Source organism: Microtetraspora sp. NBRC 16547, assembly GCF_030268965.1.
In the GTDB taxonomy this organism is placed as follows: domain Bacteria; phylum Actinomycetota; class Actinomycetes; order Streptosporangiales; family Streptosporangiaceae; genus Microtetraspora.
This window is the reverse complement of record NZ_BSSE01000012.1, coordinates 49073-70282: the sequence shown is the minus strand read 5'-3', so window position 1 is coordinate 70282 and position 21210 is coordinate 49073. Positions and strand designations below refer to the sequence as shown.

19 protein-coding genes are annotated in these 21210 nt (G+C 69.8%); 8 read left to right on the top strand and 11 right to left on the bottom strand.

What is annotated here, in order from left to right; genetic code table 11:
- Positions 1–313 precede the first annotated feature (313 nt).
- Positions 314–1744: an amino acid permease gene (locus tag QSK17_RS17920; protein WP_285705975.1), complete on the top strand. Its 1431-nt coding sequence runs from the start codon at positions 314–316 to the stop codon at positions 1742–1744.
- Between the two features lie 46 nt (positions 1745–1790).
- On the opposite strand, the gene QSK17_RS17915 is transcribed toward QSK17_RS17920, so the two are convergent.
- Positions 1791–2483, bottom strand: coding sequence for an NAD(P)-dependent oxidoreductase (locus QSK17_RS17915; RefSeq protein ID WP_285705974.1), 693 nt, complete (start codon positions 2481–2483; stop codon positions 1791–1793).
- Between the two features lie 114 nt (positions 2484–2597).
- Here QSK17_RS17915 and QSK17_RS17910 point away from each other — a divergent pair, with 114 nt between their 5' ends.
- The 3 genes from QSK17_RS17910 to QSK17_RS17900 all read left to right on the top strand — a co-directional run bounded on the left by QSK17_RS17910 (position 2598) and on the right by QSK17_RS17900 (position 4851).
- Positions 2598–2966, top strand: coding sequence for a winged helix-turn-helix transcriptional regulator (locus QSK17_RS17910; protein WP_285705973.1), 369 nt, complete (start codon positions 2598–2600; stop codon positions 2964–2966).
- A gap of 210 nt (positions 2967–3176) precedes the next feature.
- Entirely contained in the window at positions 3177–3662 is a 486-nt protein-coding gene (locus QSK17_RS17905; protein ID WP_285705972.1) for a DUF6609 family protein, read from the top strand.
- Between the two features lie 250 nt (positions 3663–3912).
- On the top strand, positions 3913–4851 hold the full coding sequence (locus QSK17_RS17900; RefSeq protein WP_285705971.1) for a GNAT family N-acetyltransferase: 939 nt from the start codon (positions 3913–3915) through the stop codon (positions 4849–4851).
- 50 nt (positions 4852–4901) lie between these two features.
- Here the strand turns inward: QSK17_RS17900 and QSK17_RS17895 are convergent, their stop codons facing one another.
- Both QSK17_RS17895 and QSK17_RS17890 read right to left on the bottom strand, forming a co-directional pair.
- Positions 4902–5126, bottom strand: a complete 225-nt coding sequence (locus QSK17_RS17895; protein ID WP_285705970.1) for a hypothetical protein — start codon at positions 5124–5126, stop codon at positions 4902–4904.
- A gap of 35 nt (positions 5127–5161) precedes the next feature.
- Positions 5162–5731, bottom strand: coding sequence for a PadR family transcriptional regulator (locus QSK17_RS17890; RefSeq protein ID WP_285705969.1), 570 nt, complete (start codon positions 5729–5731; stop codon positions 5162–5164).
- Between the two features lie 54 nt (positions 5732–5785).
- On the opposite strand from QSK17_RS17890, the gene QSK17_RS17885 reads away from it, so the two are divergent.
- Positions 5786–6958, top strand: a complete 1173-nt coding sequence (locus QSK17_RS17885) for an FAD-dependent oxidoreductase (protein WP_285705968.1) — start codon at positions 5786–5788, stop codon at positions 6956–6958.
- Between the two features lie 78 nt (positions 6959–7036).
- On the opposite strand, the gene QSK17_RS17880 is transcribed toward QSK17_RS17885, so the two are convergent.
- Complete coding sequence (locus QSK17_RS17880; RefSeq protein WP_285705967.1) at positions 7037–7540, bottom strand: MarR family winged helix-turn-helix transcriptional regulator; 504 nt, start codon at positions 7538–7540, stop codon at positions 7037–7039.
- Positions 7541–7606: 66 nt separating this feature from the next.
- Here QSK17_RS17880 and QSK17_RS17875 point away from each other — a divergent pair, with 66 nt between their 5' ends.
- A complete protein-coding gene (locus QSK17_RS17875) occupies positions 7607–8836 on the top strand; it encodes an MFS transporter (RefSeq protein ID WP_285705966.1) in 1230 nt (409 codons plus the stop codon).
- Positions 8837–8938: 102 nt separating this feature from the next.
- On the opposite strand, the gene QSK17_RS17870 is transcribed toward QSK17_RS17875, so the two are convergent.
- The 3 genes from QSK17_RS17870 to QSK17_RS17860 all read right to left on the bottom strand — a co-directional run bounded on the left by QSK17_RS17870 (position 8939) and on the right by QSK17_RS17860 (position 12604).
- The gene (locus QSK17_RS17870) at positions 8939–10204 is read right to left on the bottom strand and encodes an RNA polymerase sigma factor (protein WP_285706125.1); all 1266 of its coding nucleotides are present in this window, start codon (positions 10202–10204) and stop codon (positions 8939–8941) included.
- A gap of 277 nt (positions 10205–10481) precedes the next feature.
- Positions 10482–10856, bottom strand: coding sequence for a YciI family protein (locus QSK17_RS17865; protein WP_285705964.1), 375 nt, complete (start codon positions 10854–10856; stop codon positions 10482–10484).
- Between the two features lie 323 nt (positions 10857–11179).
- Positions 11180–12604 carry an alpha/beta hydrolase family protein gene (locus QSK17_RS17860; RefSeq protein ID WP_285705962.1) on the bottom strand — a complete coding sequence of 475 codons (1425 nt, stop codon included), beginning with the start codon at positions 12602–12604 and terminating at the stop codon, positions 11180–11182.
- A 79-nt stretch (positions 12605–12683) separates the two neighbouring features.
- On the opposite strand from QSK17_RS17860, the gene QSK17_RS17855 reads away from it, so the two are divergent.
- Positions 12684–13247, top strand: a complete 564-nt coding sequence (locus QSK17_RS17855; RefSeq protein ID WP_285705961.1) for an ArsR/SmtB family transcription factor — start codon at positions 12684–12686, stop codon at positions 13245–13247.
- Positions 13248–13422: 175 nt separating this feature from the next.
- On the opposite strand, the gene QSK17_RS17850 is transcribed toward QSK17_RS17855, so the two are convergent.
- The 4 genes from QSK17_RS17850 to QSK17_RS17835 form a co-directional block, all read right to left on the bottom strand.
- Positions 13423–14328 carry a M23 family metallopeptidase gene (locus QSK17_RS17850; protein ID WP_285705960.1) on the bottom strand — a complete coding sequence of 302 codons (906 nt, stop codon included), beginning with the start codon at positions 14326–14328 and terminating at the stop codon, positions 13423–13425.
- Between the two features lie 252 nt (positions 14329–14580).
- The gene (locus tag QSK17_RS17845; RefSeq protein ID WP_285705959.1) at positions 14581–15744 is read right to left on the bottom strand and encodes an FAD-dependent monooxygenase; all 1164 of its coding nucleotides are present in this window, start codon (positions 15742–15744) and stop codon (positions 14581–14583) included.
- A gap of 110 nt (positions 15745–15854) precedes the next feature.
- Positions 15855–18920: an AfsR/SARP family transcriptional regulator gene (locus QSK17_RS17840; RefSeq protein WP_285705958.1), complete on the bottom strand. Its 3066-nt coding sequence runs from the start codon at positions 18918–18920 to the stop codon at positions 15855–15857.
- Positions 18921–19104: 184 nt separating this feature from the next.
- Positions 19105–19977 carry an LLM class F420-dependent oxidoreductase gene (locus tag QSK17_RS17835; protein ID WP_285705957.1) on the bottom strand — a complete coding sequence of 291 codons (873 nt, stop codon included), beginning with the start codon at positions 19975–19977 and terminating at the stop codon, positions 19105–19107.
- Between the two features lie 283 nt (positions 19978–20260).
- On the opposite strand from QSK17_RS17835, the gene QSK17_RS17830 reads away from it, so the two are divergent.
- Positions 20261–21160, top strand: coding sequence for a hypothetical protein (locus QSK17_RS17830; RefSeq protein ID WP_285705956.1), 900 nt, complete (start codon positions 20261–20263; stop codon positions 21158–21160).
- Positions 21161–21210 lie beyond the last annotated feature (50 nt).

Here is a 21210-nt window from a genome sequence, read left to right as displayed (position 1 = left end):
GCCGCGCCACCGCGATCCCCACCACGAGGACGATCAGCCGGCCACTCAGGAAGGCGCCGTCTGGGGTGAACCCGTCCCATTGGAAGGTACGGAGCGGCTTGCCGATGGACGTTGCGCAGGCCGCGCCGCACCATCTCCTGGTCATCGGCGATCAAGACGCGTATGGTCACCCGCCCATTCTTCCCGCCCCGCCACCTCGGCCGGCGCCTGCCGTATGACAGGGTGGAGACACGCGGGGCCACAGCGTCCCTGCCCGCGTCACCGCAGGTGGGAGCATCGGACGGGTCTCTGATCGTCACGCGGGGGATGCGCCATGGGGAGGCTCCGGATCGGATCGGGCGTGCTGCGCCGCAAGCCGATCGAACTCATCGACGAGACGGCGGGCGACGAAACCGCCCAGCTCAGCCGCGTCCTGGGACTGTGGCAGCTCACCGCGATCGGCGTGGGCGGCATCATCGGCGCGGGCATCTTCACGCTCGCGGGCACCGTCGCCAACGGGACGGCGGGGCCGGCCGTCGTGGTGTCCTTCCTGATCGCCGGCATCGCGAGCGCGGCCGCCGCGTTCTCCTACGCCGAGTTCGCCGGGCTCATCCCGAAGGCCGGATCCGCCTACACATACGGCTACGTCGCCCTGGGCGAGCTGCCCGGGTGGTTCATCGGCTGGGACCTGCTGCTGGAGTACACCGCGATCGTCGCGGTCGTGGCGATCGGGATCTCGGGTTATTTCTCGTTCCTGCTCGGCAACGTGGGCGTGCAACTGCCCGTATGGATGCTGGGCGCGCCGGGCACGGGCGAGGGGCACCGGGTGGATCTGTTCGCCGCGGCCCTGTGCGTCCTGATCGCCTATCTGCTGAACCTCGGCATCAGGAACGCGGCGCGATTCGAGACCGCGATCGTGGTGCTGAAGGTCGCCGTGGTGCTGCTGGTCATCGTCGTCGGCTTCTTCCACGTCGACACCCGCAACTACACGCCGTTCTTCCCGTACGGCGTCGGCGGCGCGATCACCGGCGCGGCCACGGTCTTCTTCGCCGTCTTCGGCTACGACGCGATGAGCACGGCGGCGGAGGAGTCCGTCGACGCCATGCGGCACATGCCCCGGGCGATCGTCTACTCGCTCGGCATCTCGATGGTGTTGTACATCCTGGCCTGCCTGGTGTTGACCGGTATGCAGCACTACACGGAGATCGACCCGAGAAGCGGCTTCTCCTCGGCGTTCCAGTCGGCGGGGCTGGACCGGCTCGCCGATGTGATCGCGGCCGGGGCGATCATCGGCATCCTGACCGTGATGTTCACGTTCATGCTCGGTGTCACCCGGGTGTGGTTCGCGATGAGCCGGGACGGGCTGCTGCCCCGATGGTTCGCCAAGACGCACCCGACCCGGCACGTGCCCACCCGCGTGACCTGGCTGGTGGGCGTCGGTTCGGCGGTCATCGCCGGGTTCGTGCCCATCGCCGAGGCCGCCGAGCTCACCAACATCGGCATCCTGCTGGCCTTCGTGGTCGTGTGCGTCGCGGTGATCATCCTGCGCTACCGGCGACCCGACCTGCCCCGGACCTTCCGCTGCCCGGGGATGCCCGTGGTGCCCGGGCTCGGCGCCCTCTTCTCCCTCTGGTTGATCACCTTCCTGCAATGGGAGACCTGGGTCCGCTTCGTGGTGTGGTTCCTGATCGGCCTGGTCGTCTACTTCGGTTACTCGTACCGGCATTCCGCTCTGGCCGAGGCAGAAAAGTCAGCCGAGATCTAGTGCGCGGCTTCCTGTCCCTTATGTACGGGAGGCGCGCGACCACCGCTCAGCCCTGCTCGACGCCCAGGTGCGTACGGTGATGCTTCGGGGTGTCGATCTCGTCGAGCAGCGCGATCGCGAAGTCCGCGTAGGAGATGCGGCTGTCCGTGTCCGCCGGGGCGAGGCGATAGCGCCCGGTGCGCCCGCCGCCGTGGTCAAAGTCGCCGGACGGGCTGATCACCAGCCAGTCCACGGGCGTGTCCGCGGACCGCAGCGCGTCCGTCCCCGCGCCGTGCCCCAGACAGAAGTCGCGATACTCCTGCGGATAGCCGGGCGTGTCCATCAACGGCACGCCGGAGGCGTTCTCCAGGACGGAGGCGAGGCCGACCGACAGCAGCCGTTCCACGCCCGCCCGGACCAGGCCGTCGAGCAGGGCACGCGTCGCGGCGGGGAAGAAGACGTCCGGCCGCGTGCCGAGGTCGGCGGCGGCGTTGATCGCGGCGTCGTGTCCGGCGGCGAGCCGGGCGATGCCGTCCGCCTCGGTGACGTCGCCGCCGACGAGTGTCACGCCATCCGCCACCAGATCGCCGTACGTGCCGGGGGCACCGGAGTCGGCCGACGGGCCGCCGGGCGTTGAGGGGGCACCGTACTTCGCCGGGTCACGCACGACGGCGGTGACCTGGTGACCACGTCGGCGGGCCTCCTGGACGGCGGCCCGCCCGGCCCTTCCACCCGCGCCGAAAATGATGATTCTGCTCATTTGAACTACCTCGCCCTACGTCGTCCGCCGAAGGCCGGGGCTGATCGCCGGCCACTGCGCGGGACGCTATCCGGTGACGTGGTTACCGCCGGGATACCGGTTAGCGTGGGAACCGTGAGAGAGCCCCTCGATCCGGACATGTTCGATCCGGTCTGCCCCTCCGGCCTCACCCCGATCCGCTTCGGCGACAAGTGGTACGGCATGATCATCCGCTGCCTCGAACACGGGCCGCGGCGGTTCTCCGAACTGCGGGTCCCTCTGCGCGGCATCTCCGCGAAAGTGCTCACGCGGTCGCTGCGCGCCCTCGAACGGGACGGCATGATCACTCGCACGGCGTATCCCGGGCCGGTCCAGCGGGTGGAGTACGACCTCACCCCGCTCGGCCGCAGCCTCCTCGAACCGATGGCCGCCGCCTGCGCCTGGGCCGAGAAGCACTGGGAGGAGCTTCTCGACGCACGAGAGGCCGCCGGCCATCCCCGGTGACGTCTCCCCCTGAGCGGCTCCGATGACATGCGCGCCGCGCGCAGGTCGGCGCGCTCCCCCGGAAACGCGAAATCCCCCCGACCGGCAGGACTCTCGCCCGCCCCTCCCCCTTGATCAACACTCTGCAATAATGTCGGATCTTTACCTTTTGGGAAGGTTAGGGCCGACATGCCATCAATTGTGGAAGCCGTCGCGGACCACCCTTATCCATTGATCCGCGGAGGCGGTCTCTTTCTCATCTTCGTCGGCCTCGGTTTCCTGGGGAGCTGGGCGTTCAACAAGTACTGGATCCAGTTCCTGATCGGCGGATTCATCGCGGGATTCACGGCGAGCGGCCTCAGCGCGTTGCTGCCCAGCATCGGCAGCCCGTCGTTCGCGCAGATCGCCGGGCTGGTCGGCTCCTTCGTCATCGAGGCGGGCCTGATCTATCTGGTCCTCACGAAGAACAAGGACGCCGACGAGCGGACGATGATCCTGAGCATTTTCTTCGTGGTGGGCCTGCACTTCCTGCCGATGGGCCTCGCCCACGGCCCGCTGATCACGATTCTGGGCGTCCTGACGGCGATCAACGCGTTCGTCGGACTGCGCCTGGCGCGCAACGCGCCCCTCCCCGTGTTCGGGATCACCGACGCGCTGCTCAAGCTCGGCTTCGGCTGCGTGATGCTCTTCGCCTATCCGGCTCTGACCTTCGCCTGACGTACGTCACCGGAGTGGGCGGAGCCGATCCGACCACTCCGGCCGATCCGGCGGAAAAGGGCTTGCCGGGGCGGAAGCGGATCGGATAGAACAGCTGCCAGTTCCCCTGGCCGACGACGGCCGGCCCGCCAGTGACGAGAGGAGGGATAAGCCGATGCGTGCCATGACCATCGTGCCGGTTCCTTCCCTGGGTACGGTCCAGCGCTGACCCCAGGAGTGACCAGGTACACCTTTGCCGAAGGAAAGTGCCTTGCCCCAGAACGACCTGACCATGCGCCCGATCACCGGGCGTGAAGAACTCGACCTCTTCTGCCGCCTGTCGTACGTCTTCGACCACGAGTTCGCCGACGACCTCGACGCCGGCCGCCGCCGGCCCGAGTGGATGTGGATGGCCCTGCGCGGAGACCGCCTCGTCGCCAGGCTCGCCTGGTGGACCAAGGGCGAGGGCGAACCGCCGTTCATGCTCGACGTCTTCGACCTCGACGACACGCTGCCCGAATCCGAGCGCCTCGACCTCGGGGCCCGGCTGCTGGAGACCGCCACGGCCGCCGTCACGCCGCCGAGCGCGACCGAGTACAGCCGGTTCATCCCACCCGCCTGGCGCGACGACGAGACGACCCGTCGGGCCGTCGAGGACCGCATGGCCGTACTCGAACGGACCGGCGCCCGGCTGCTCGTCGAACGGCTCCGCCTGGAATGGCAGCCGGGGACGCCGATCCCCGAACCGAGCGGGCGACTGCGGTTCCGGCCGGTGCGCGGCCGCGAGGAGCTCGTCGAGCTGATGACCCTCGTCCTCGACGGCACCCTCGACGCGCACAGCCAGGCCGACCTTGCCCAGATGACCCCCGCGCAGGCGGCGGCCGCGCAGTACGACGACGAGATGGCGCGGTACAAGAGCCCGCGAGAGTGGTGGCAGACGGCGACCACGCCCGACGGCGATCCCGTGGGCTTCGTCATCCCGGCTCGCAACAGCTACAACGCGATCATCGCCTACATCGGCGTGCTGCCCGAGCACCGGGGGAACGGCCACATCGACGATCTGCTCGCCGAGGGCACCCGGATCCTCGCCGCGCACGACGTCCCGCGGATCAGGGCCTCCACGGACGTCGGGAACATCCCGATGGCGCGGGCCTTCGAGCGGGCCGGATACGTCAACTTCGAGCGTGAGATCAACATGACCTGGAGCTGACCCGCGTCCGGGCCGGGCGGAACGCCGTGTTCTCGCCCGGCCCGGACGGGTCACATGTCCAGGGCCTCTGACCGGATCACGCGCCCCGGACCTCGGATGGACATCTCCGTGAGCAGGATGCCGGAATGCCGCCCCGTCGATGCGACGGCGAAATAGCTGCCGTCCGGCGACACGATCAGGTCGTACAAGTCGTCGATCGCCGGCGGATCCAGTCTCGGGGAGAGATCACGCATCCGCGCGGCCCGCAGGTCCCATCCCACGAATCGCCGGCGCATCTTGCCGAAATAGGCGAGATGGCGGCCGTCCGTGCTCAGAGGCGGAAATCCCAGTCGAGCCGACCGGCGCGCAGGTCGTCGGCGAGCCCACGCACATAGTCCAGCTCGGCCGCGAGCACGCACCGCTGGTATTCGGTCTCCACGAGGAAGACCCGCTCCAGGAACTTCCCGGCCATCTCCATCTCGGCGTCCGCCGCGGCGAGCCGTTGCTCAAGGGCGGTGACGCGCTCCCGCAGCGCGGCCCCGGCCTCGTCGGGTGTGAGGACGGGCAGGAAGGCGAGCGCGGCGGGAAACTCGGGGAACTCCCGGGCGGGCGTGGAGAGCATGGTCCGCATCCACTCGCGCAGGGTCTCCCGTCCCGCGTCCGTGGGCTCGTAGACCGTGCGCTCGGGGCGGTTCTCCTCGCGCGAGGTCTCCCGTACTGCGACCAGACCGGCACGGAGCAGCCGATCGATCGTCTGGTACACGCTGTTCCGCTGCACGACGTTGACCACGTCGTCCTTGTGTCGCTCCTTGATCAGCTGCTGCATGCGGTACGCGTGCATCGGCTCTTCGCAGACCAGGGAGAGCAGCGCCATGGCCAGGGGAGACCGCCTCGTCGACATGGCGGACATCGTATAGGCCTAGCGGGGTCTAGTCATATTATGTATATTCAAATTATGACTAGAGCACTCATCATCGGCGGCGGCATCGCGGGCCCGGTCGCGGCCATGGCCCTGCGGCGGGCGGGCATCGACAGCGACGTCTTCGAGGCGTACGACCACGGCTCCGACGGCGTCGGCGCCTTCCTCACCCTCGCGATCAACGGGCTGGAGGCCCTACGCGTCCTCGACCTGCACGACCTCGTCTGCGACCTCGGCATGGACTCCGCGCGGATGCGGATGACCAACGGCCGCGGCAAGGAGCTGGCCACCGTCCGGCAGCCCGCCCGCACGCTCAAGCGCGCCGACCTCTACCTGGCGCTACGCGACGAGGCCGTACGGCGCGGCGTGCGCATCCACTACGGCAAGCGGCTCGTCGACGCGCAGATCACTCGGAACGGCGTGCGCGCCGTCTTCGCCGACGGGAGCACGGCCGACGGCGATCTCCTGATCGGCGCCGACGGCCTGCGGTCGCGCACCCGCGCGATCATCGATCCCGACGCCCCACAGGCCCGGCACGTCGGGCTGCTGAACACGGGCGGCTTCGCGCGCGGCGTCACGGTGCCGGGCGAGCCGGGAACGAACCACTTCATCTTCGGGAAGAAGTGCTTCTTCGGTTACCTGGTCCACCCCAACGGAGAGGTGTGGTGGTTCGCCAACCCGCCGAGCCGCAAGGAGCCGACCCGGGAGGAGCTCGCGGCGATCACCCCGGCGCAGTGGCGGGCCCGGCTGAGGTCGCTCTTCTCGGACGACGTCGGGCCGATGCTGGACATCATCGACGCCACCGAGCACATCATCAGCGGCTGGAACACCTACGACTTCCCGACCGTGCCGAAGTGGTCCAACGAGCGAATGGTGATCCTGGGCGACGCCGCGCACGCGACCTCGCCGTCATCGGGTCAGGGCGCGTCCATGGCGATCGAGGACGCGGTGGTGCTGGCCAAGTGCCTGCGCGACATCCCCGACATCCCGGACGCGTTCGCCGCCTACGAGGGCCTGCGGCGCGAGCGGGTGGAGCGCATCGTGGCCCAGGGCAAGCGCAACGGAGACGGCAAAGCCCCCGGAGCGTTCGGCGCACTCGTCCGCGACCTCGCACTCCCGACGATCATGCGGCAGGTGGCCAAGAAGAACGCGCTGGCCTGGATGCACGACTACCGGATCACCTGGGACGACCCGGTTGCCGTCGCGTGACATCCCAGCCGTGCACCTCGGCCTCGTTCGGCATGAGACGAGACCCGCGGGCGGAGCGCCGGCCGTGAAGTGGTGGGCTTACTTCTTCGGGTGGCCCTGGCTCTCCACATGGAGCAGCAACCGCTTGAGCAGCGCGGCGAGAGTGTCCTGGTCGTCCCGGCCGAGCACACCGACCATGTCGTCCTCGACCTTGCCGCGCAGGCCCATGGCCTTCAGCCAGGCGGCGTGTCCCCGCTCGGTGAGTTCCACATCCACCCGCCGCCGGTCGTCCACGCCACGGACGCGCCGGACCAGGCCCGCCTTCTCCAATGTGTCGAGCCGCCCGGTCATGCCCGCGGGTGACAGCTTGAGCTCGGCGGCGAGCTCTGACGGGGTCATCCGCCCTCCCTCGCCTCGTGAGCTGAGGCGGTGCAGGGTCTCGAACTCGAAGTCCTGCAGACCGACGGCGGCCAGCGCGGCGTCCTTCGCCTGTGACACGTGCTTCACCAGGAGCTGCATCCGCGTGACGACCGCCTCGACCCGCTCGTCGAACGGAGCCTTTCCGCGCCAGCGAGCGATGTGCCGGTCCACCGAGTCATCCACGCCGTCATTATACGCCAGCATATAATTCGTTGACGAATCTTTCGTTGACGAAATACTCTCGCGAGCATGATTACCCGACTCGTCATCGGCCGAGCGGTCGCCGCCCTCGCCACGGCGCTCATCCCCACCGGGCTGACTCTGGCAGTGATCAGAAGCACCGGCTCAGCTGTCGATCTCGGTGTCGTTCTCGCCGCAGAGATGCTGCCCATGCTCCTGCTGCTCCCGATCGGCGGCGTACTGGCCGACAGGCTGCCGCCGAGGCGCGTCATCCTGGCGGCCGACCTGGCACGATGTGTCGCCCAGCTCGCGATCGGGGTCAGGCTCCTGCTCGGCGACCCGTCCGTCAGCGAGCTCGCGGGACTCGCCGGGCTGACGGGAGTCGCCGTGGCCTTTGGCGTACCCGCGGTCTCACCCCTGGTCACGAGCGTGGTCCCCGCCGAGGAACGGCTCCGGATCAACGCCCGGATCGGCGTCGTCAACGGTCTCATGCAGATGGCGGGGCCCGCGCTCGCCGGAGGGCTGACCCTGTGGGCCGGAGCCGGGTGGTCCTTCCTGATCACCGGCGTTCTCTTCGCGGGCTCCGCCGTGACCCTGGGCGGACTGGTCACGGCTCCCCGAGCGGTGACGCGCAGACACTTCCTCGCCGATCTCCGTGAAGGCTGGTCGGAGGCCAGGCGGCATCGGTGGTTCCTGACCAGCCTGGCCGGCCACGGCGTCTGGCACCTCGGCGCGGGCTTCCTTCTCACGCTCGGCCCGATCATCGCGGTGCGCTCTCTGGGCGGCGAGTCGGCCTGGGTAGTCATCGTCCAGGCCGGGACCGTGGCGATGGTGCTCGGCATCCCCCTTGCCCCGAGGCTGCCCATCCGGCGCCCACTGGTCGTCACCGCGATCGGAGGCGCCCTGTACGCGTGCCCGCTCGCGGCCTTCGCGATCCAGGCTCCCACCGTGGCCGTCGCGGCCGCCTACTTCCTCGGCATGCTCGGACTGGGCCTGTTGATCCCGCTCTGGGAGACCACGATGCAGCGCCGGATCCCCCAGGAGGCGCTGGGCCGCGTCGGTTCGTTCGACGCGCTGATCTCGTTCGCCGCCCGGCCGCTTGGCCTGGCCGTGGCCGCTCCCCTCGCCGCCTGGGCCGGGACCGCGATCCCCCTCCTGGCGGTGGCGGTGCTCGTCGCAGCCGTCAACCTGATGGTTCTGGCCCTGCCCGAGGTCAGGACCCCGGAGACGAGCGGTCCGGCGGAGAACCGGCCGGTTGTCGCGGAAGCAGCAGTCCCCGATAGAGAGCCCGCGGGATGAACATCCTCCATTGGAAACAAACGGGCGTCGACGCCCGGCCTCGACGTGCTGTTCCGGAAGGTGGGAGACGGCACGCCCGGGAGCCATTCCTGAGCACCGACATCACTCGGTCTCCGTCGGGCCTTCCGCTGCTTCCTTCGCCCGTATGGCGTCCACGCGGGCGAGGAAAAGGGCGCGCTCACGCTCGTTGCGGGTGAGCGCGGCGGCGCGTTCGAACTCCTCGCCCGCCTCGTCGAGACGGCCCAGCTTCGCGAGCAGGTCACCCCGTACAGCGGGCAGCTGCGGATAGTCCCTGAGCGCACGCTCCGCCGCCAGCCCGTCCACGATCTCCAGGCCGCGCGCCGGGCCGTACGCCATGCTCACCGCGACCGCGCGGTTCAGCTCGACGACGGGAGAGGGGGCGACATGGGCCAGCACGCGATAGAGCGCGGCCATCCGCTCCCAGGCCGTGTCCTCGGGGGACAGCGCACGGGCGTGGCACGCGGCGATCGCGGCCTGCAGGCCGTACGGACCGAGCGTGCCGAGAGCCTCGGCGCGGTTGAGCGCGTCCAGCCCGCGGCGGATGAGCAACCGGTCCCACAGGCGCCGGTCCTGGTCGAGCAGAAGGACGGCCTCGCCGCTCGCGCCGGTTCTCGCGCGCATGCGGGAGACCTGGATCTCCATCAGCGCGACGAGGCCGTGCACCTCGGCCTCCTCGGGCATGAGACCCGCCAGGATCCGGCCCAGGCGCAACGCCTCCTCGCAGAGCGACGTGCGCATCCAGTCGGCACCGGCGGTCGCGGAGTAGCCCTCGTTGAAGATGAGATAGATGATCTCCAGGACCGACGAGAGCCGCTCGGCGAGCTCGTCCGGCGCGGGCATCTCGATCCGCACGTGCCGGTCGGCGAGGGTGCGCTTGGCGCGGACGATCCGTTGCGCGACGGTCGGCTCGGGCACAAGGAAGGCCCGCGCGATCTCTCCCGTGGTAAGGCCTCCGAGCAGGCGGAGGGTGAGCGCCAGGCGCCCCTCGGTGGAGAGCACGGGGTGGCAGGCCGTGAAAAGCAGGCGCAGCATGTCGTCGCCGATGTGGTCGTCGAGGGCGTCGTCCAGCTCGGCCTCGGCCGACGCCTGGCGGAGCTCCATGTCCCGGCCGACCTCTTCGAGCTTTTGCTCGTAACGGGTCCTGCGGCGCAGCAGGTCGATCGCGCGGTGCTTGGCGGTGAGCATGAGCCAGGCCCCTGGATTGTCCGGCACGCCCGACTCCGGCCACCGCTCAAGCGCGAGGACCAGGGCGTCCTGCGCCAGCTCCTCGGCCAGGCCGACGTCGTTGACCATCCGGGCGAGGCCCGCGATCACCCGGGCGGACTCGATCCGCCATACCGCCTCGATCACCTTGTGAGGATCGCCGCCCTGAGGGTGAGCATCTTGCGGATCGTCGCCTCGCGGATCGTCTTGAGGGTCGCCAACCATCATGCGACCGATCCAAGCACCTCGTCTCCCCCGCAGCGCTCCCTTTCCTGCTGACATGCGGTCGAAGAGGCCACCCGCCAGGAACGCGTACGGCCCGGCAGGAGGCAGACGTCGGGGAACAGCGAAGGCGGGAGAAACGCACGCGGCCCCGGCCCGGCCCTTCACTGGGCCGGGACCGGGGGCGTGGTCTGGAGCGCTACGCGGGAGCGGCGAAATCCTCCGGGCCGAAGACGCGAAGGATGTCGCTCTGGCCCTCCCATCCCTCCCAGTGGTCGCGGTGGATCTTCATGAAGCGGGAGGTCCACTCGATGGCCTCCTCCTTCGACCGGACCTGGTACATGGCGTAGCTGATCAGCTCCTTCGCCTCGGCGAACGGGCCGTCCGTGACGCTCAGCTTTCCTCCGGTGAGCTCGATCCGCGCGCCCTGGGCGCTCGGGGCCAGCCCGGCGGTGTCGAGCAGGACCCCGGCTTTGGTGGCTTCCTCTCCCAGCTTGGCGATGGCCTCCATCAGTTCGGCGGGCGGCGGGGTGGCGGGCTGGGTAGTGACGGTGAGGGTGCACAGGTACCGCATCGCGGGTCTCTCTTTCTTCGTGGGTTCGGTTGTGAGTGGCGAGGCTCAGGCGTGGACGGGCGTGACGCGCGACCTCGCGAGTCTGGGGCCTGATTCTCGGGTTCGTTTCGGCCCTTTGACTACGCTTCGAACGAGCCCACGCCGTTTCGACAGGCCGGCCGAAGTTTTTTCAAGATCTTTCCGAGCACCTGTTTCGGCAGGTCGACGTCTCAGCGAGGCGGCAGGCCGGAGGGGTCAGGCGGCCAGGGCTCGTGGTGTCAGGCGAACCGCGACGTCCGCGCGCGCCCCGGGCATGAGCGACGCCGCGGAGATCCGACCGGCTGTCACGGAAGCAGCAGGCCCCAGTAAAGGCCCCACGGGATGAAGACCAGCCCGCCGGTGATCAGGAGGCCGAGCCGTACCCTCTCCCCGCGCGGCACGGAGCGGCGGGCGCGGCGCCAGGCCAGCGCGGTCAGAACCGTGGCGACCACGGAAGCCACCGCGAGGGCCTGCAGCGCGAGCCAGATCAGCGGGCGCCCCGCCAGCACGGGGCCGGGAGCGGCCAGCTTGCCGCCGGTCATCAGCAGATAGAAAAGGTAGGAGAACGACCCGAGCACCGCCGTGAGCCCTCCGGCGCTGACGAGCCGCGCGGCCCTGCTCACCGGCGCCCGCGAGCCACCGCGCAGGCGACGCACCAGCGCGATCACCGGATAGGCAGTGAACGCGACGACGAGCAGCACCAGCGCCGCGAGCTGCATCGACGCCGACTCCCACCAGGCCGGCGGATCCACCGGCACAGTCAGGGACTCCTGTACGGGATCGGGTCCGGACGTCTGCGCGATGGGCGGGTGCCCTGCCGTGACGTCCTGGACCCAGGAGCCGACCAGGTCGGCGTAACCGGGGGCGAGCTCGGGCAGCCGGGTGACGCCGCCATCAGGGGTCAGGTGCGCGGCGTGGTCGGCATCGGGGAAGAAGCGGAACGTGTAGTTCCGGTTGCCGCCCTTCTCCAGCGCCTTGGCGAACCCCGGCGGGCTCTCCTGGGGCGGAGTCAGCAGATCGTGGACACCCCAGATACCGAGCACCGGCTGATGTACGGCGGCAATGGTCGGCGCCGGGTCGTAATACGGCTCGGGGAACATGCCGCCGTCGGCAAGCGTCCGGTACAGGTTGAGTTCGGTGCGATCGACGAGCGGGCCCGACACCCCCGCCTTGCGCAGCCCGGCCGCCACGGCCCAGGTCTGCTGGCGCAGTGGTTGCAGGCTGTTCGCCCCCACGAGCACGACGAAGGCGATGTCCTTCGATCGTGAGGCCGCGATCGGAGCCACCCACCCGCCCTCGCTGAGCCCCCAGATGCCGACCTTCGCCGGATCGACGCCCGGCTGGGAACGCAGCGCCTCCACGGCGCCGAGTGCGTCGTCGGCGAGCTGTGAGTACGACCGTTGGAAGAGCGAATAGCCCTTGGACCTCTTGTCGTAGATCAACACGGACAGGCCCTGGCGGGCGAATCCGACGGCCTCGCACATCAGCTTCGTGCGGGGCGTGCCCGTGCCGGCGCCGTGCACGAGGACGATGCCGGGCCGTGCGGGCTTCGCGGCGGCGGGCGACAGGACCGTGCCGTGCAGGGTGAGCCCCTCGTCGCCACGGAAGCTCACCTCCGTCGCCTTCAGGTCGGACGGTACCGGCGGCGGAGTCTCGGCGGTCGCCGCGGCGGCCACGGGAGTGGCGAGCAGACAGAGGGCGGTGACCACCGCCAGGAGGCTTCGCTTCATGATGCCGACAATAGTCTGCAGAGAAACGTCGGCAGACAATTACCGGCAGATATCGTTCTGCGGTACTACGCTGCTCCTCATGAAGGATGACGAGTCGTTCCTCCTCGACGACCCGGCGCGACTCAAGGCGCTGGCCCATCCCATGCGGCGGCTCATGCTGCGCCACCTCAACGTGCACGGCCCCGCGACATCGACGACACTCGGCGAGCTGCTCGGCGCCAAGACGGGCACGACCAGCTACCACTTGCGCCAACTCGAGAAATACGGCTTCATCGAGGAGATCCCCGAGCGCTCGACCGGCAGGGAACGCTGGTGGCGCAAGGCTGAGGGGCCGAGAGACATGCGGCTGCCCACGCCCGACCAGCTCGCCCCCGAGGACCGCCCCGTGCTCGCCGAGTTCCACCGGATCGGCATGGACGAGGATCGCGTGCTGTTCGAGCGCTTTCCCGAGGCGTACCGGCGCGATCCCGACTGGGCCAAGGGATCGCGCGGTCTCGGCCGGATGACCAAGGCCGAGTTCCAGGAGTTCTTCGACGCCTACATCGCGCTGCTGATGAAGTACAGCCATCGGGCGGAGGACGCCCCGCCGGACGCGCGTCCCCTGCACATCCGGCTCTTCGCCCTGCCCGCCGACGAGGACTGACCGTGACGCGAAGCGACTGAACTGACCATGACTGACGACCGGTCACGGTCGGCCACCGGCGCGAGGCTGAGCACCGACGAAAGCCAACCGGCCGACGACGGCCGAGCGCGCTGCCACAGGGCACCCGCGCCCGCCTTCATCGGCCGGTTGACCTCAGGTTGTTACGCGGTCGGCGTCAGCGGCAGTGCTCGAACGGGCTGTCGTACCGGGCGGTCCCGATGGAGCCGCCCCACTTCACGCAGGTGCGGGCGGCCGCGGCGCGCAGCGGCCCCGCGTAGTACTGGTAGCTCCCGGAGTCGCTCTGCCGGCTCTTGCCCTTGACCTCAAGGTAGGCGCTGACGCTTTCCTTGCCCGTGCCGGTGGCGCGCAAGGTGACGACGCAGTTCTTTCCGGTCGTCGCGGAGTACATCAGGACGACGCGGCCGCGCGGGGCCAGCGACGCCGAGTCGATCTCCTTGAAGCCCGCGCCGCACACCTGGCCCGCGGTGTACGGGTTCGGGCTGCTGGGAGCGGGCTTGGACGGGCTGGGAGCGGGCTTGGACGGGGTGGGGGCGGGCTTGGACGGGGTGGGGGCGGGCTTGGACGGGGTGGAAGGAGCGCCGCCACCGCAGTTGTTGGACGTCACATTCTGGCCGGGGTACTTGAAGGTGACACCGTTGAACGAGGCCGGGACGATGGCACCCGACGGCGAGCGCTGCTCATAGTGCAGGTGCGCCGCGACCTTGTACTTGGCCGAGCTCTTGCCCACCGTGCCGATCTTCTGCCCCTGTGCCACGGTCGCCCCCGCCGAGACCGAGCGCGAGTTCAGGTGCGCGTAGAGGGTCGCGCTGCCGTCCGAGTGACGGATCTTGATCAGGTTCCCGTAGCCGTTGTTCGTCTGGTAGGCGGACGTCACGACGGTGCCGGCCGCCGCGGCCACGACGGTCCTCCCGAGGTCCCCGTCGCCGTCGTTCGCGCGGCCGTTGAAATCGATCTCGTTGCCGGTGTGCGCGTAGCTGCCACTGCTGCCCACCCAGGTCTCCCCGCAGGGGAAGGGCAGCTGGAAGCCGGGAGCAGCGACGCGCGCCGCGGCGCTCGCCACCCCAGAACTCCCCAAAGCCACCACGGCACCGCAAACACCGACAGTAATGATCTTCATTCGCATAAGGGGTAAGGCTGCCATCCCGCCATCAACCCGTCCAGGCGATTCGGCAAATATTCACCTATTCCAGCGGTCTCTCCGGTCCCTCCACCCACGGGATGCCCCGTGACCCGGTGCCCGATCACGCGCCGATCGCCGACGTCACACCACCACCACACCGCCGCCGCCGCGCCTCCCCGGGACGTACGGCGGTCAGCGGCGCACCAGCGACGGATAGTCCTTGAGCGTGATGTTGGTGGCGAACTTGTCGGTCATCTTCATCATGATCTTGAGGAGGGGGCCGGACTTGAACAACCAGTTGCGCATCCGGATCCCGCGCCGCGTTCTCGGAGCGAGGAAGGGGCCCGCGTTGCCGTTCTTGGCGATCTTGGCGTAGTCGCGGAACTCCTCCTCGTAACGCTGGAAGGCGACCCGATGATCTCCGCTAGCCTCCGCGAGCTCGCCGGCCAGCACGTACGCGCCGACCATGGCCAGCCCGGTGCCGAAGCCGCCCAGCGTGTTGCCGTACGCGGAGTCGCCGAGCAGCACCACGCGGCCCTTGGAGTAGTGGTCGATCCGGACCTGGCTGATCGAGTCCAGGTAGAAGTTGTCCGCCCGCCGCACCGCCTCGATGATGGCGGGCGTCCGCCACCCCATCCCCGCGTAGGCGTCGATGACGATCCGCTTCATCTCCTCGATGTCGTAGCGGTCATAGTCGAGGCGGGGTGAGGCGAAGGCGAAGAACGCGGAGGCCGCGGGACCGCCGGTGGAGACCAGTCGGCCGGGCTCGTTGTACATCTTCGCGACCGCCCCGAAGTTCTTCGGGATGTCGGCCAGGGCGTAGTAATAGCCAAGGAAGCTGACATAGTCGGATTCGGGGCCGAAGACCAGGCGGCGGACGTTGGAGTGGATGCCGTCCGCGCCCACCACCAGGTCGAAGGTCCGCGGGGCGCCGCGCTCGAACGTGACGTGCACGCCGCTCGCGGTCTCGGTGAGCGAGGTGATCGAGTCGCCGAAGACGTACTCGCATCCGGCGGCGAGGGTCTTCTCGTACAGCAGCCGGGACAGGTCGCCGCGCCCGATCTCCAGCTCGCCACCGGTGAACTCGCCGGGCATCACCGCCAGCGTGCGGTCGTTCGCGTCGACGATCTCCTGGTCGGTCCCGCCGGTCTGCAGCCGCCGTACGTCCTCCAGGATGCCCATGCGCTCCAGCACCGTGAGGTGCGTCTCGCCCTTGAAGTCGACGGCCTGGCCGCCGAGACGCAGGGCGGGAGCCTTCTCGACCACGGTCACGTTGAAGCCGTAACGGTTGAGCCAGTAGGCCAGAGCGGGGCCGCCGACGCTGGCGCCAGAGATCAGGATGTTGGTGTTGTTCATGTCCCCGAGACTCGCCGGGAGCGCTGACAGCCCATTGACCGACGGCTGACACTCCGGACAGCGCTGTCAGCGCTCGCCTCATCCCGTGAGGGGCCCAGTACTCCGGCCGGTCAGGACAGGACCGCCGACGCCTCATCCCGATCCAGGGCGGCCCCCTTGGCGAACGCCGTCGCGAACGCCGCGGCGCCGATGGCCTCCGTCGCCCCCGCGGCGACCCTGGCGACGTCGCGATCGCCGGTGACGGCCATGCCGCGCAGCGCCACCCCCACACCGAGCAGGAACGCCGCCCGCTCCGCCGAGCCTTCGAGCAGGGCCAGCCCGGCCTGCCCTTCGACGACGTCGGCGAGATCCGTCGCCGGTATCGCCCGCGCGTGCGCGCACACCTCGCCGTGGCGGAGCCTGGCCTCCGCGAGATCGCCTTCGGCCTGGGCCAGCCGTCCCAGCGCGGAGAGCAGCAGCAGCCTGACGCTGTCACCCGCATAGGTGCCGGGGCCGACGGCGCTCAGCGCCTCCGTGTAACGCGCGCGGGCCTCGGCGTGATCGCCGTGGAAGCGGGCCAGCTCGCCCCAGCCCAGTCCGATCAGGGCGGGCCGGTGCGACCTGCCCGTCTTACGCTCCAGCTCGGCGGCCCGCCGCAGGTCGGCGCCCGCCGCGGGGAAGTCGCCCTCGCGCAGCAGGCCGCTCGCCCTGCGGCAGAGCACGTCCACCATCTCGTCCAGTGCGCCGAGCTGCTCGTGCAGGTCCAGGCCCTGCTCCCACATCCGCCGGGCGCGGGCCCACTCGCCCCGCCAACTGGAGATCGTCCCCAGCCACTCGTACCCCTGGGCCATGCCCCAGCGCTCGCCCACCGAACGGAACCCCTCCAGGGACGCCTCCAGATCCCGCTCCGCGTCGGCCACCCTGCCGTCGAGCAGGTTCACCATCCCCCGCCCCAGCGGCACCATCGCCCGGCTCCACGGGTCGGACCCGAACTGCCGCGTCCTGGCCGAACCCGGATCCGGCGGCCCCGCGACCATCCCCCACATGACCGCCGTGAACGGGTGCCGCAGCTCGTGATCCAGCGACCGCATGATCTCCTCCGCCCGCTCCCACTGCGCGGGCGGGGCATCCGGTACGGCCTGGAGGACGCAGAGGACGTACTCCTCCTCCAACCCCACGGGTGCCCCGGCTCCCAGCCGGCCGAGCAGCCGGAGGGCCGGCGAGGCCGCCTGACCGCGCCGCCCGCTCAGCCACCAGTACGCCCCCAGCGCGGCGATCAGCCGCAGCGCCGTCTCCGGATCCGCCTGTACGGCATGGCGCAACGCGGCCTGGAAGTTGCCGTCCTCCGCGGACAGCCGGCCCAGCCAGTCGAGCTGCTCGGCCCGCCGCAACCACGGGTCGGCGCGCTGTGCCAGGTCGAGGAAGTAGGCGGCGTGCGCGTCGCGCAGCCGCTCCTCCTCCCCCGCTTCGGCGAGCTGTTCCGCGCAGAACAGGCGGATCGTGTCGAACATCCGGTAGCGCCCGTCGGCCCACTCGATGAGGGACTTGTCCACCAGGTCGGCCAGCACCTCACCGGCTCCGCAGACCCGTTCCACCGCTTCGAGCGACGCGCCCCCTGAGAACACCGAGAACCGCCGGGCCATCGTCCGCTCGCCGGGGCTGAGCAGGCTCCAGCTCCACTCCACCACCGCGCGCAGCGTCTGGTGGCGCACCGCCGCGGTACGGTCGCCGCGCGACAGCAGCGCGAACCTGCCGTGCTCGTTCAGGCGCGCGGCGATCTCCTCCACGGTGAACGACCTCACCCTCGCCGCCGCCAGCTCCACGGCCAGGGGCAGCCCCTCCAGCGCGGCGCAGATCTCGACGACCTCGGGCCGCATCGTGAAGCCCGGCCGTACGGCGGCGGCCCGATCCGCGAAGAGCCGTACGGCCGGGTAGGTGAGGGCCTCGTCGAGGTCCGCGCCGGGCGGCGGCACAGCCAACGGCGCCAGCGGGACGAGCGTCTCGCCGGTGAGCCCGAGCGGCTCGCGGCTGGTCGCCAGGACGGCCAGCCCGGGGCAGGCGTCGAGCAGCCGCCGGACGAGGTGCGCGGCCGGGGCGATCAGATGCTCGCAGTTGTCCAGGATGAGCAGGAGATCCTGGTCGGCCAGCGCCCCGATGAGCCGGTCGGCGGGGTCGTGCCGGTCGAGTGCCGGCCCCTGCAGCCCCGTCTCGCGCAGTCCGAGCGCGCCCAACACGGCCCGCGGGATTTGGGCGCCGTCGTCGAGCGGGGACAGGTCGACGAAGCAGGCGTCCTGCCCCCGCCGACGGGCCGCCTCGATCGCCAGCCTCGTCTTGCCGGTGCCGCCGGGACCGGTCAGGGTGATCAGCCGGGAGTCCCGGAGCGAGTCGATCCGGTCCAGCTCCGCCGCGCGGCCGACGAAACTGGTGAGCCGTGCGGGGAGCCGGCGGCCCGCGGCGTGCTTGCGGGGCTCCTCACCGCGCAGGATCGCCAGGTGAAGGGCCGCCAGCTCGGGCGACGGGTCGGCGCCCAGCTCGTCGGCGAGCAGTCGCCTGCCCTCGTCGTACACGGCCAGCGCCGCCGCCTGCTGTCCGGCGGCGTGCAGCGCCCGCATGAGCTGGCCGCGCAGCCGTTCGCGCAGCGGGTTCGCGGCCACCAGTTGCCGCAGCGCGGCCGTCGACGTGCCCTCGGGGAGAGCCATCTCGGCCTCGACGAGGTCTTCCCGCGCCGCCAGCCGTACCTCTTCCAGGCGGGTCACCTGCGACGACGCGAACGGCGCGTCGGCCACGTCCGCCAGCGCGGGACCCCGCCACAGGTCCAGCGCGTCCTTGAGTGATCTCGCGGCGCGTTCGTGGTGCCCAGCGGTCAGGAACCGGTGGCCCTCGCGGGCGAGCCGCTCGAAACGGTGGACGTCCACGTCCTCGGGGTCCACCGCGAGCCGATACCCGGCACCATGGAATTCGATCAGATCGGGAGGCAGAGCACGGCGAAGCCGGGACACGTGGGCCTGGATCGCGTTCGCCGCCCCGGCCGGTGGGTCGTCGCCGTACTGGCCGTCGATCAGGCGGTCCACGCCGACCAGCCGACCGGCGTCGAGCAGGAGCAACGCGAGAAGCGCGCGCGGCCGGCGTCCTCCGATGGAGATCGATTCGCCCGTGACCGTAAGGACCTCCAACGGCCCCAGGATGCCAAACTGCACGAGGTCGATTCTGGCCCATCTAACCCGCTTCGCGACGATAAGCCATGCCTTGTCGCCGCCCTTCACGACATGGTGCCTGACCACGTAGGACATCACGTAGGACATATCGCGCGTCTTGCCGCCACCACACGTGTCGCACTCGCCGGCTCCCCACCGCCGGAGCCGGCGTGCGGAACACCGTGGATCAGCCGATCGCGGCCACCAGGGGGGCGATGCGCTCGGCGACCTGTTCGACGAAGGTGACCGGATGCCTGTCCGGCAGCACCTGGATCTCGCTGACGCCCAGCTTCGCGTACTCCTCGGCGTCGGCGAGGAACGACTCGGTCTCGTCCAGCACGGGGCGGCTGAACATCACGGTCTTCTCGATGGCGTCGTAGTCGCGTCCCTCGGCGGCACAGTGCCCGCGCAGCACATCGAGCTTGCGGGCCACCTCCTCCACGCTGGTCGCGAACAGGTTGCAGGCGTCCGCGTACCGTGCGACCAGCAGCAGGGTCTTCTTCTCACCACCGCCGCCGACCATGATCGGCGGGCGACGGTCCCCGAGCGGCGACGGTACGCACAACGTCTCGGCCAGCCGGGAGTGCCGCCCCTCGTAGGGACCGTTGTCGTCGCTCCACATCTGGAGGCAGATCTGGATCGTCTCCTCCAGCCGCTCGAACCGCTCGCCCATCGGGACCACCGGCACGCCGAGGCCGCGCTGCTCCCGCTCGTACCAGGAGGCGCCGAGGCCGAGACAGGCCCGGCCGCCGGAGAGCACGTCGAGCGTGGTGACGATCTTGGCGAGCAGGCCGGGGTGCCGGTACATCACGCCGGTGACCATCAGGCCGAGCGTCATCCGCTCGGTCGTGGCGGCAACGTAGCCGAGCGTCGTGTATCCCTCCAACATGGGCTCGTCGGCGGTGGTGCCTCGCGTCTTCATCTGGAAGTAGTGGTCCATCAGGGTGAACGAGGAGACGCCCGCCTGCTCGGCGATGCGTGCCGTTTCGGCGAGCGTCGGCGCGATCAGCGCGGGATCGGCGGGCATCGAGTAGTTCCAGTAGTGCAGGCCGAGCTTCATGTTCAACCCCCACATAGCGAAGGGCGGCGGGCCGCCCGGGATAGCACGCACGACGCCCATAGCTCCGCGGGGCCGCCATGCCCGCAGTGAGTTCGGCAGCGTAGCAGTGAGAGCCGCTCATCCAGGCGATCACCTCACCACCTCCTCCCCGCACCGGCCCCCCGTCCCAACGCCCGGGAGCCGGTGCGGGTGCCCAGGAGCGGTACGGCGATCGCCGAATCACTCGACCTCGGAAAATACGATCCTCTACCACACAGACGATCTATCCCGAAAAATATGGAATATGAGGATATTGAGCCGAGCCGCACTGGTGGGGACCGCGATTGGGGTGGTGGAGATTCTCATCCTCGTCGGCGCGCGGCTCATACCGGACGAAGAATCCGCGCTGTGGGCCCTGCTGGCGATGGCCGTCGTGCCGTTCCCGCTGGGGCTGCTGCTGGGCCGGGCGGCCAGGCTGCGACTCTGGGGATTCGTGGGAATCTTCGCGCCATTCGCGATGTTCGCATTCGTCTCCGTCGCGATGATTCCCGTTTTCCCCGCCGACGACCGGTGGTGGGTCGGCGCCATTTTCGTCAGTGCAACGGCCGGTTTTCTCGTCACGGCCTGGCTGTTCACTGAGGGAAGCTGGGTGCCGCGCGTCTTCGCGGCCGGCGCGATGCTCCTCTCCTACGTCGCGGTTCCGCTGGCGGGGGACGCGATACGCGAATCGGAGCGGATACGGCAACTGAAGAACTCCGGCGTGCCGCTCATCGCAGCGGTCATTCCCGGCTATCAGCTCACGCGCGTCATGGACATCGGGCAGTCGGTCGAGCTCACATATGAGCACGGAGAGTTCTCCGACAGCGGCTACTCGGAGATCTCGATCGATGTCAGGCCGGCCACCTCCGCCACTCCCGAAGCGGCGTGCGCGCGGCCACTCCCTCACAGGGCCGACGAGTCGTCCATACCGTGCCGGCGGATATCCGCCGACGTCTGGGTGCGTACCGAAGCGACCCATGTCCAGGCATGGGACAAGGCGCGCCTCGCCTTCGCGTGGACAGAGGCCACCCGCAGGAGCGTGTTCGCCAGGCGCGGCGACGCCCTGGTGATGATCGAGAGCTACGAGGCGTGCGAGGCCGAACTGCTCGCCGTCCTGTCGACGTTTCGCCCGACCACGGCCGAGGAGTTGGTCGCGGTCGAGTGACATGCCGCGGGTGGGGCGACCTGAAGTGTGCTTTTGATCTACTTCGCCAA

What these genes read in the sequence shown, in the direction of transcription:
- QSK17_RS17865 (WP_285705964.1), bottom strand. Translation starts at nt 10,856, where the DNA reads ATGCGGTACCTGTGCACCCTCACCGTCACTACCCAGCCCGCCACCCCG.
- QSK17_RS17895 (WP_285705970.1), bottom strand. Translation starts at nt 5,126, where the DNA reads ATGCGCCGGCGATTCGTGGGATGGGACCTGCGGGCCGCGCGGATGCGT.
- QSK17_RS17885 (WP_285705968.1), top strand. Translation starts at nt 5,786, where the DNA reads ATGACTAGAGCACTCATCATCGGCGGCGGCATCGCGGGCCCGGTCGCG.
- QSK17_RS17855 (WP_285705961.1), top strand. Translation starts at nt 12,684, where the DNA reads ATGAAGGATGACGAGTCGTTCCTCCTCGACGACCCGGCGCGACTCAAG.
- QSK17_RS17835 (WP_285705957.1), bottom strand. Translation starts at nt 19,977, where the DNA reads ATGAAGCTCGGCCTGCACTACTGGAACTACTCGATGCCCGCCGATCCC.
- QSK17_RS17920 (WP_285705975.1), top strand. Translation starts at nt 314, where the DNA reads ATGGGGAGGCTCCGGATCGGATCGGGCGTGCTGCGCCGCAAGCCGATC.
- QSK17_RS17830 (WP_285705956.1), top strand. Translation starts at nt 20,261, where the DNA reads ATGAGGATATTGAGCCGAGCCGCACTGGTGGGGACCGCGATTGGGGTG.
- QSK17_RS17860 (WP_285705962.1), bottom strand. Translation starts at nt 12,604, where the DNA reads ATGAAGCGAAGCCTCCTGGCGGTGGTCACCGCCCTCTGTCTGCTCGCC.
- QSK17_RS17875 (WP_285705966.1), top strand. Translation starts at nt 7,607, where the DNA reads ATGATTACCCGACTCGTCATCGGCCGAGCGGTCGCCGCCCTCGCCACG.
- QSK17_RS17890 (WP_285705969.1), bottom strand. Translation starts at nt 5,731, where the DNA reads ATGTCGACGAGGCGGTCTCCCCTGGCCATGGCGCTGCTCTCCCTGGTC.
- QSK17_RS17915 (WP_285705974.1), bottom strand. Translation starts at nt 2,483, where the DNA reads ATGAGCAGAATCATCATTTTCGGCGCGGGTGGAAGGGCCGGGCGGGCC.
- QSK17_RS17845 (WP_285705959.1), bottom strand. Translation starts at nt 15,744, where the DNA reads ATGAACAACACCAACATCCTGATCTCTGGCGCCAGCGTCGGCGGCCCC.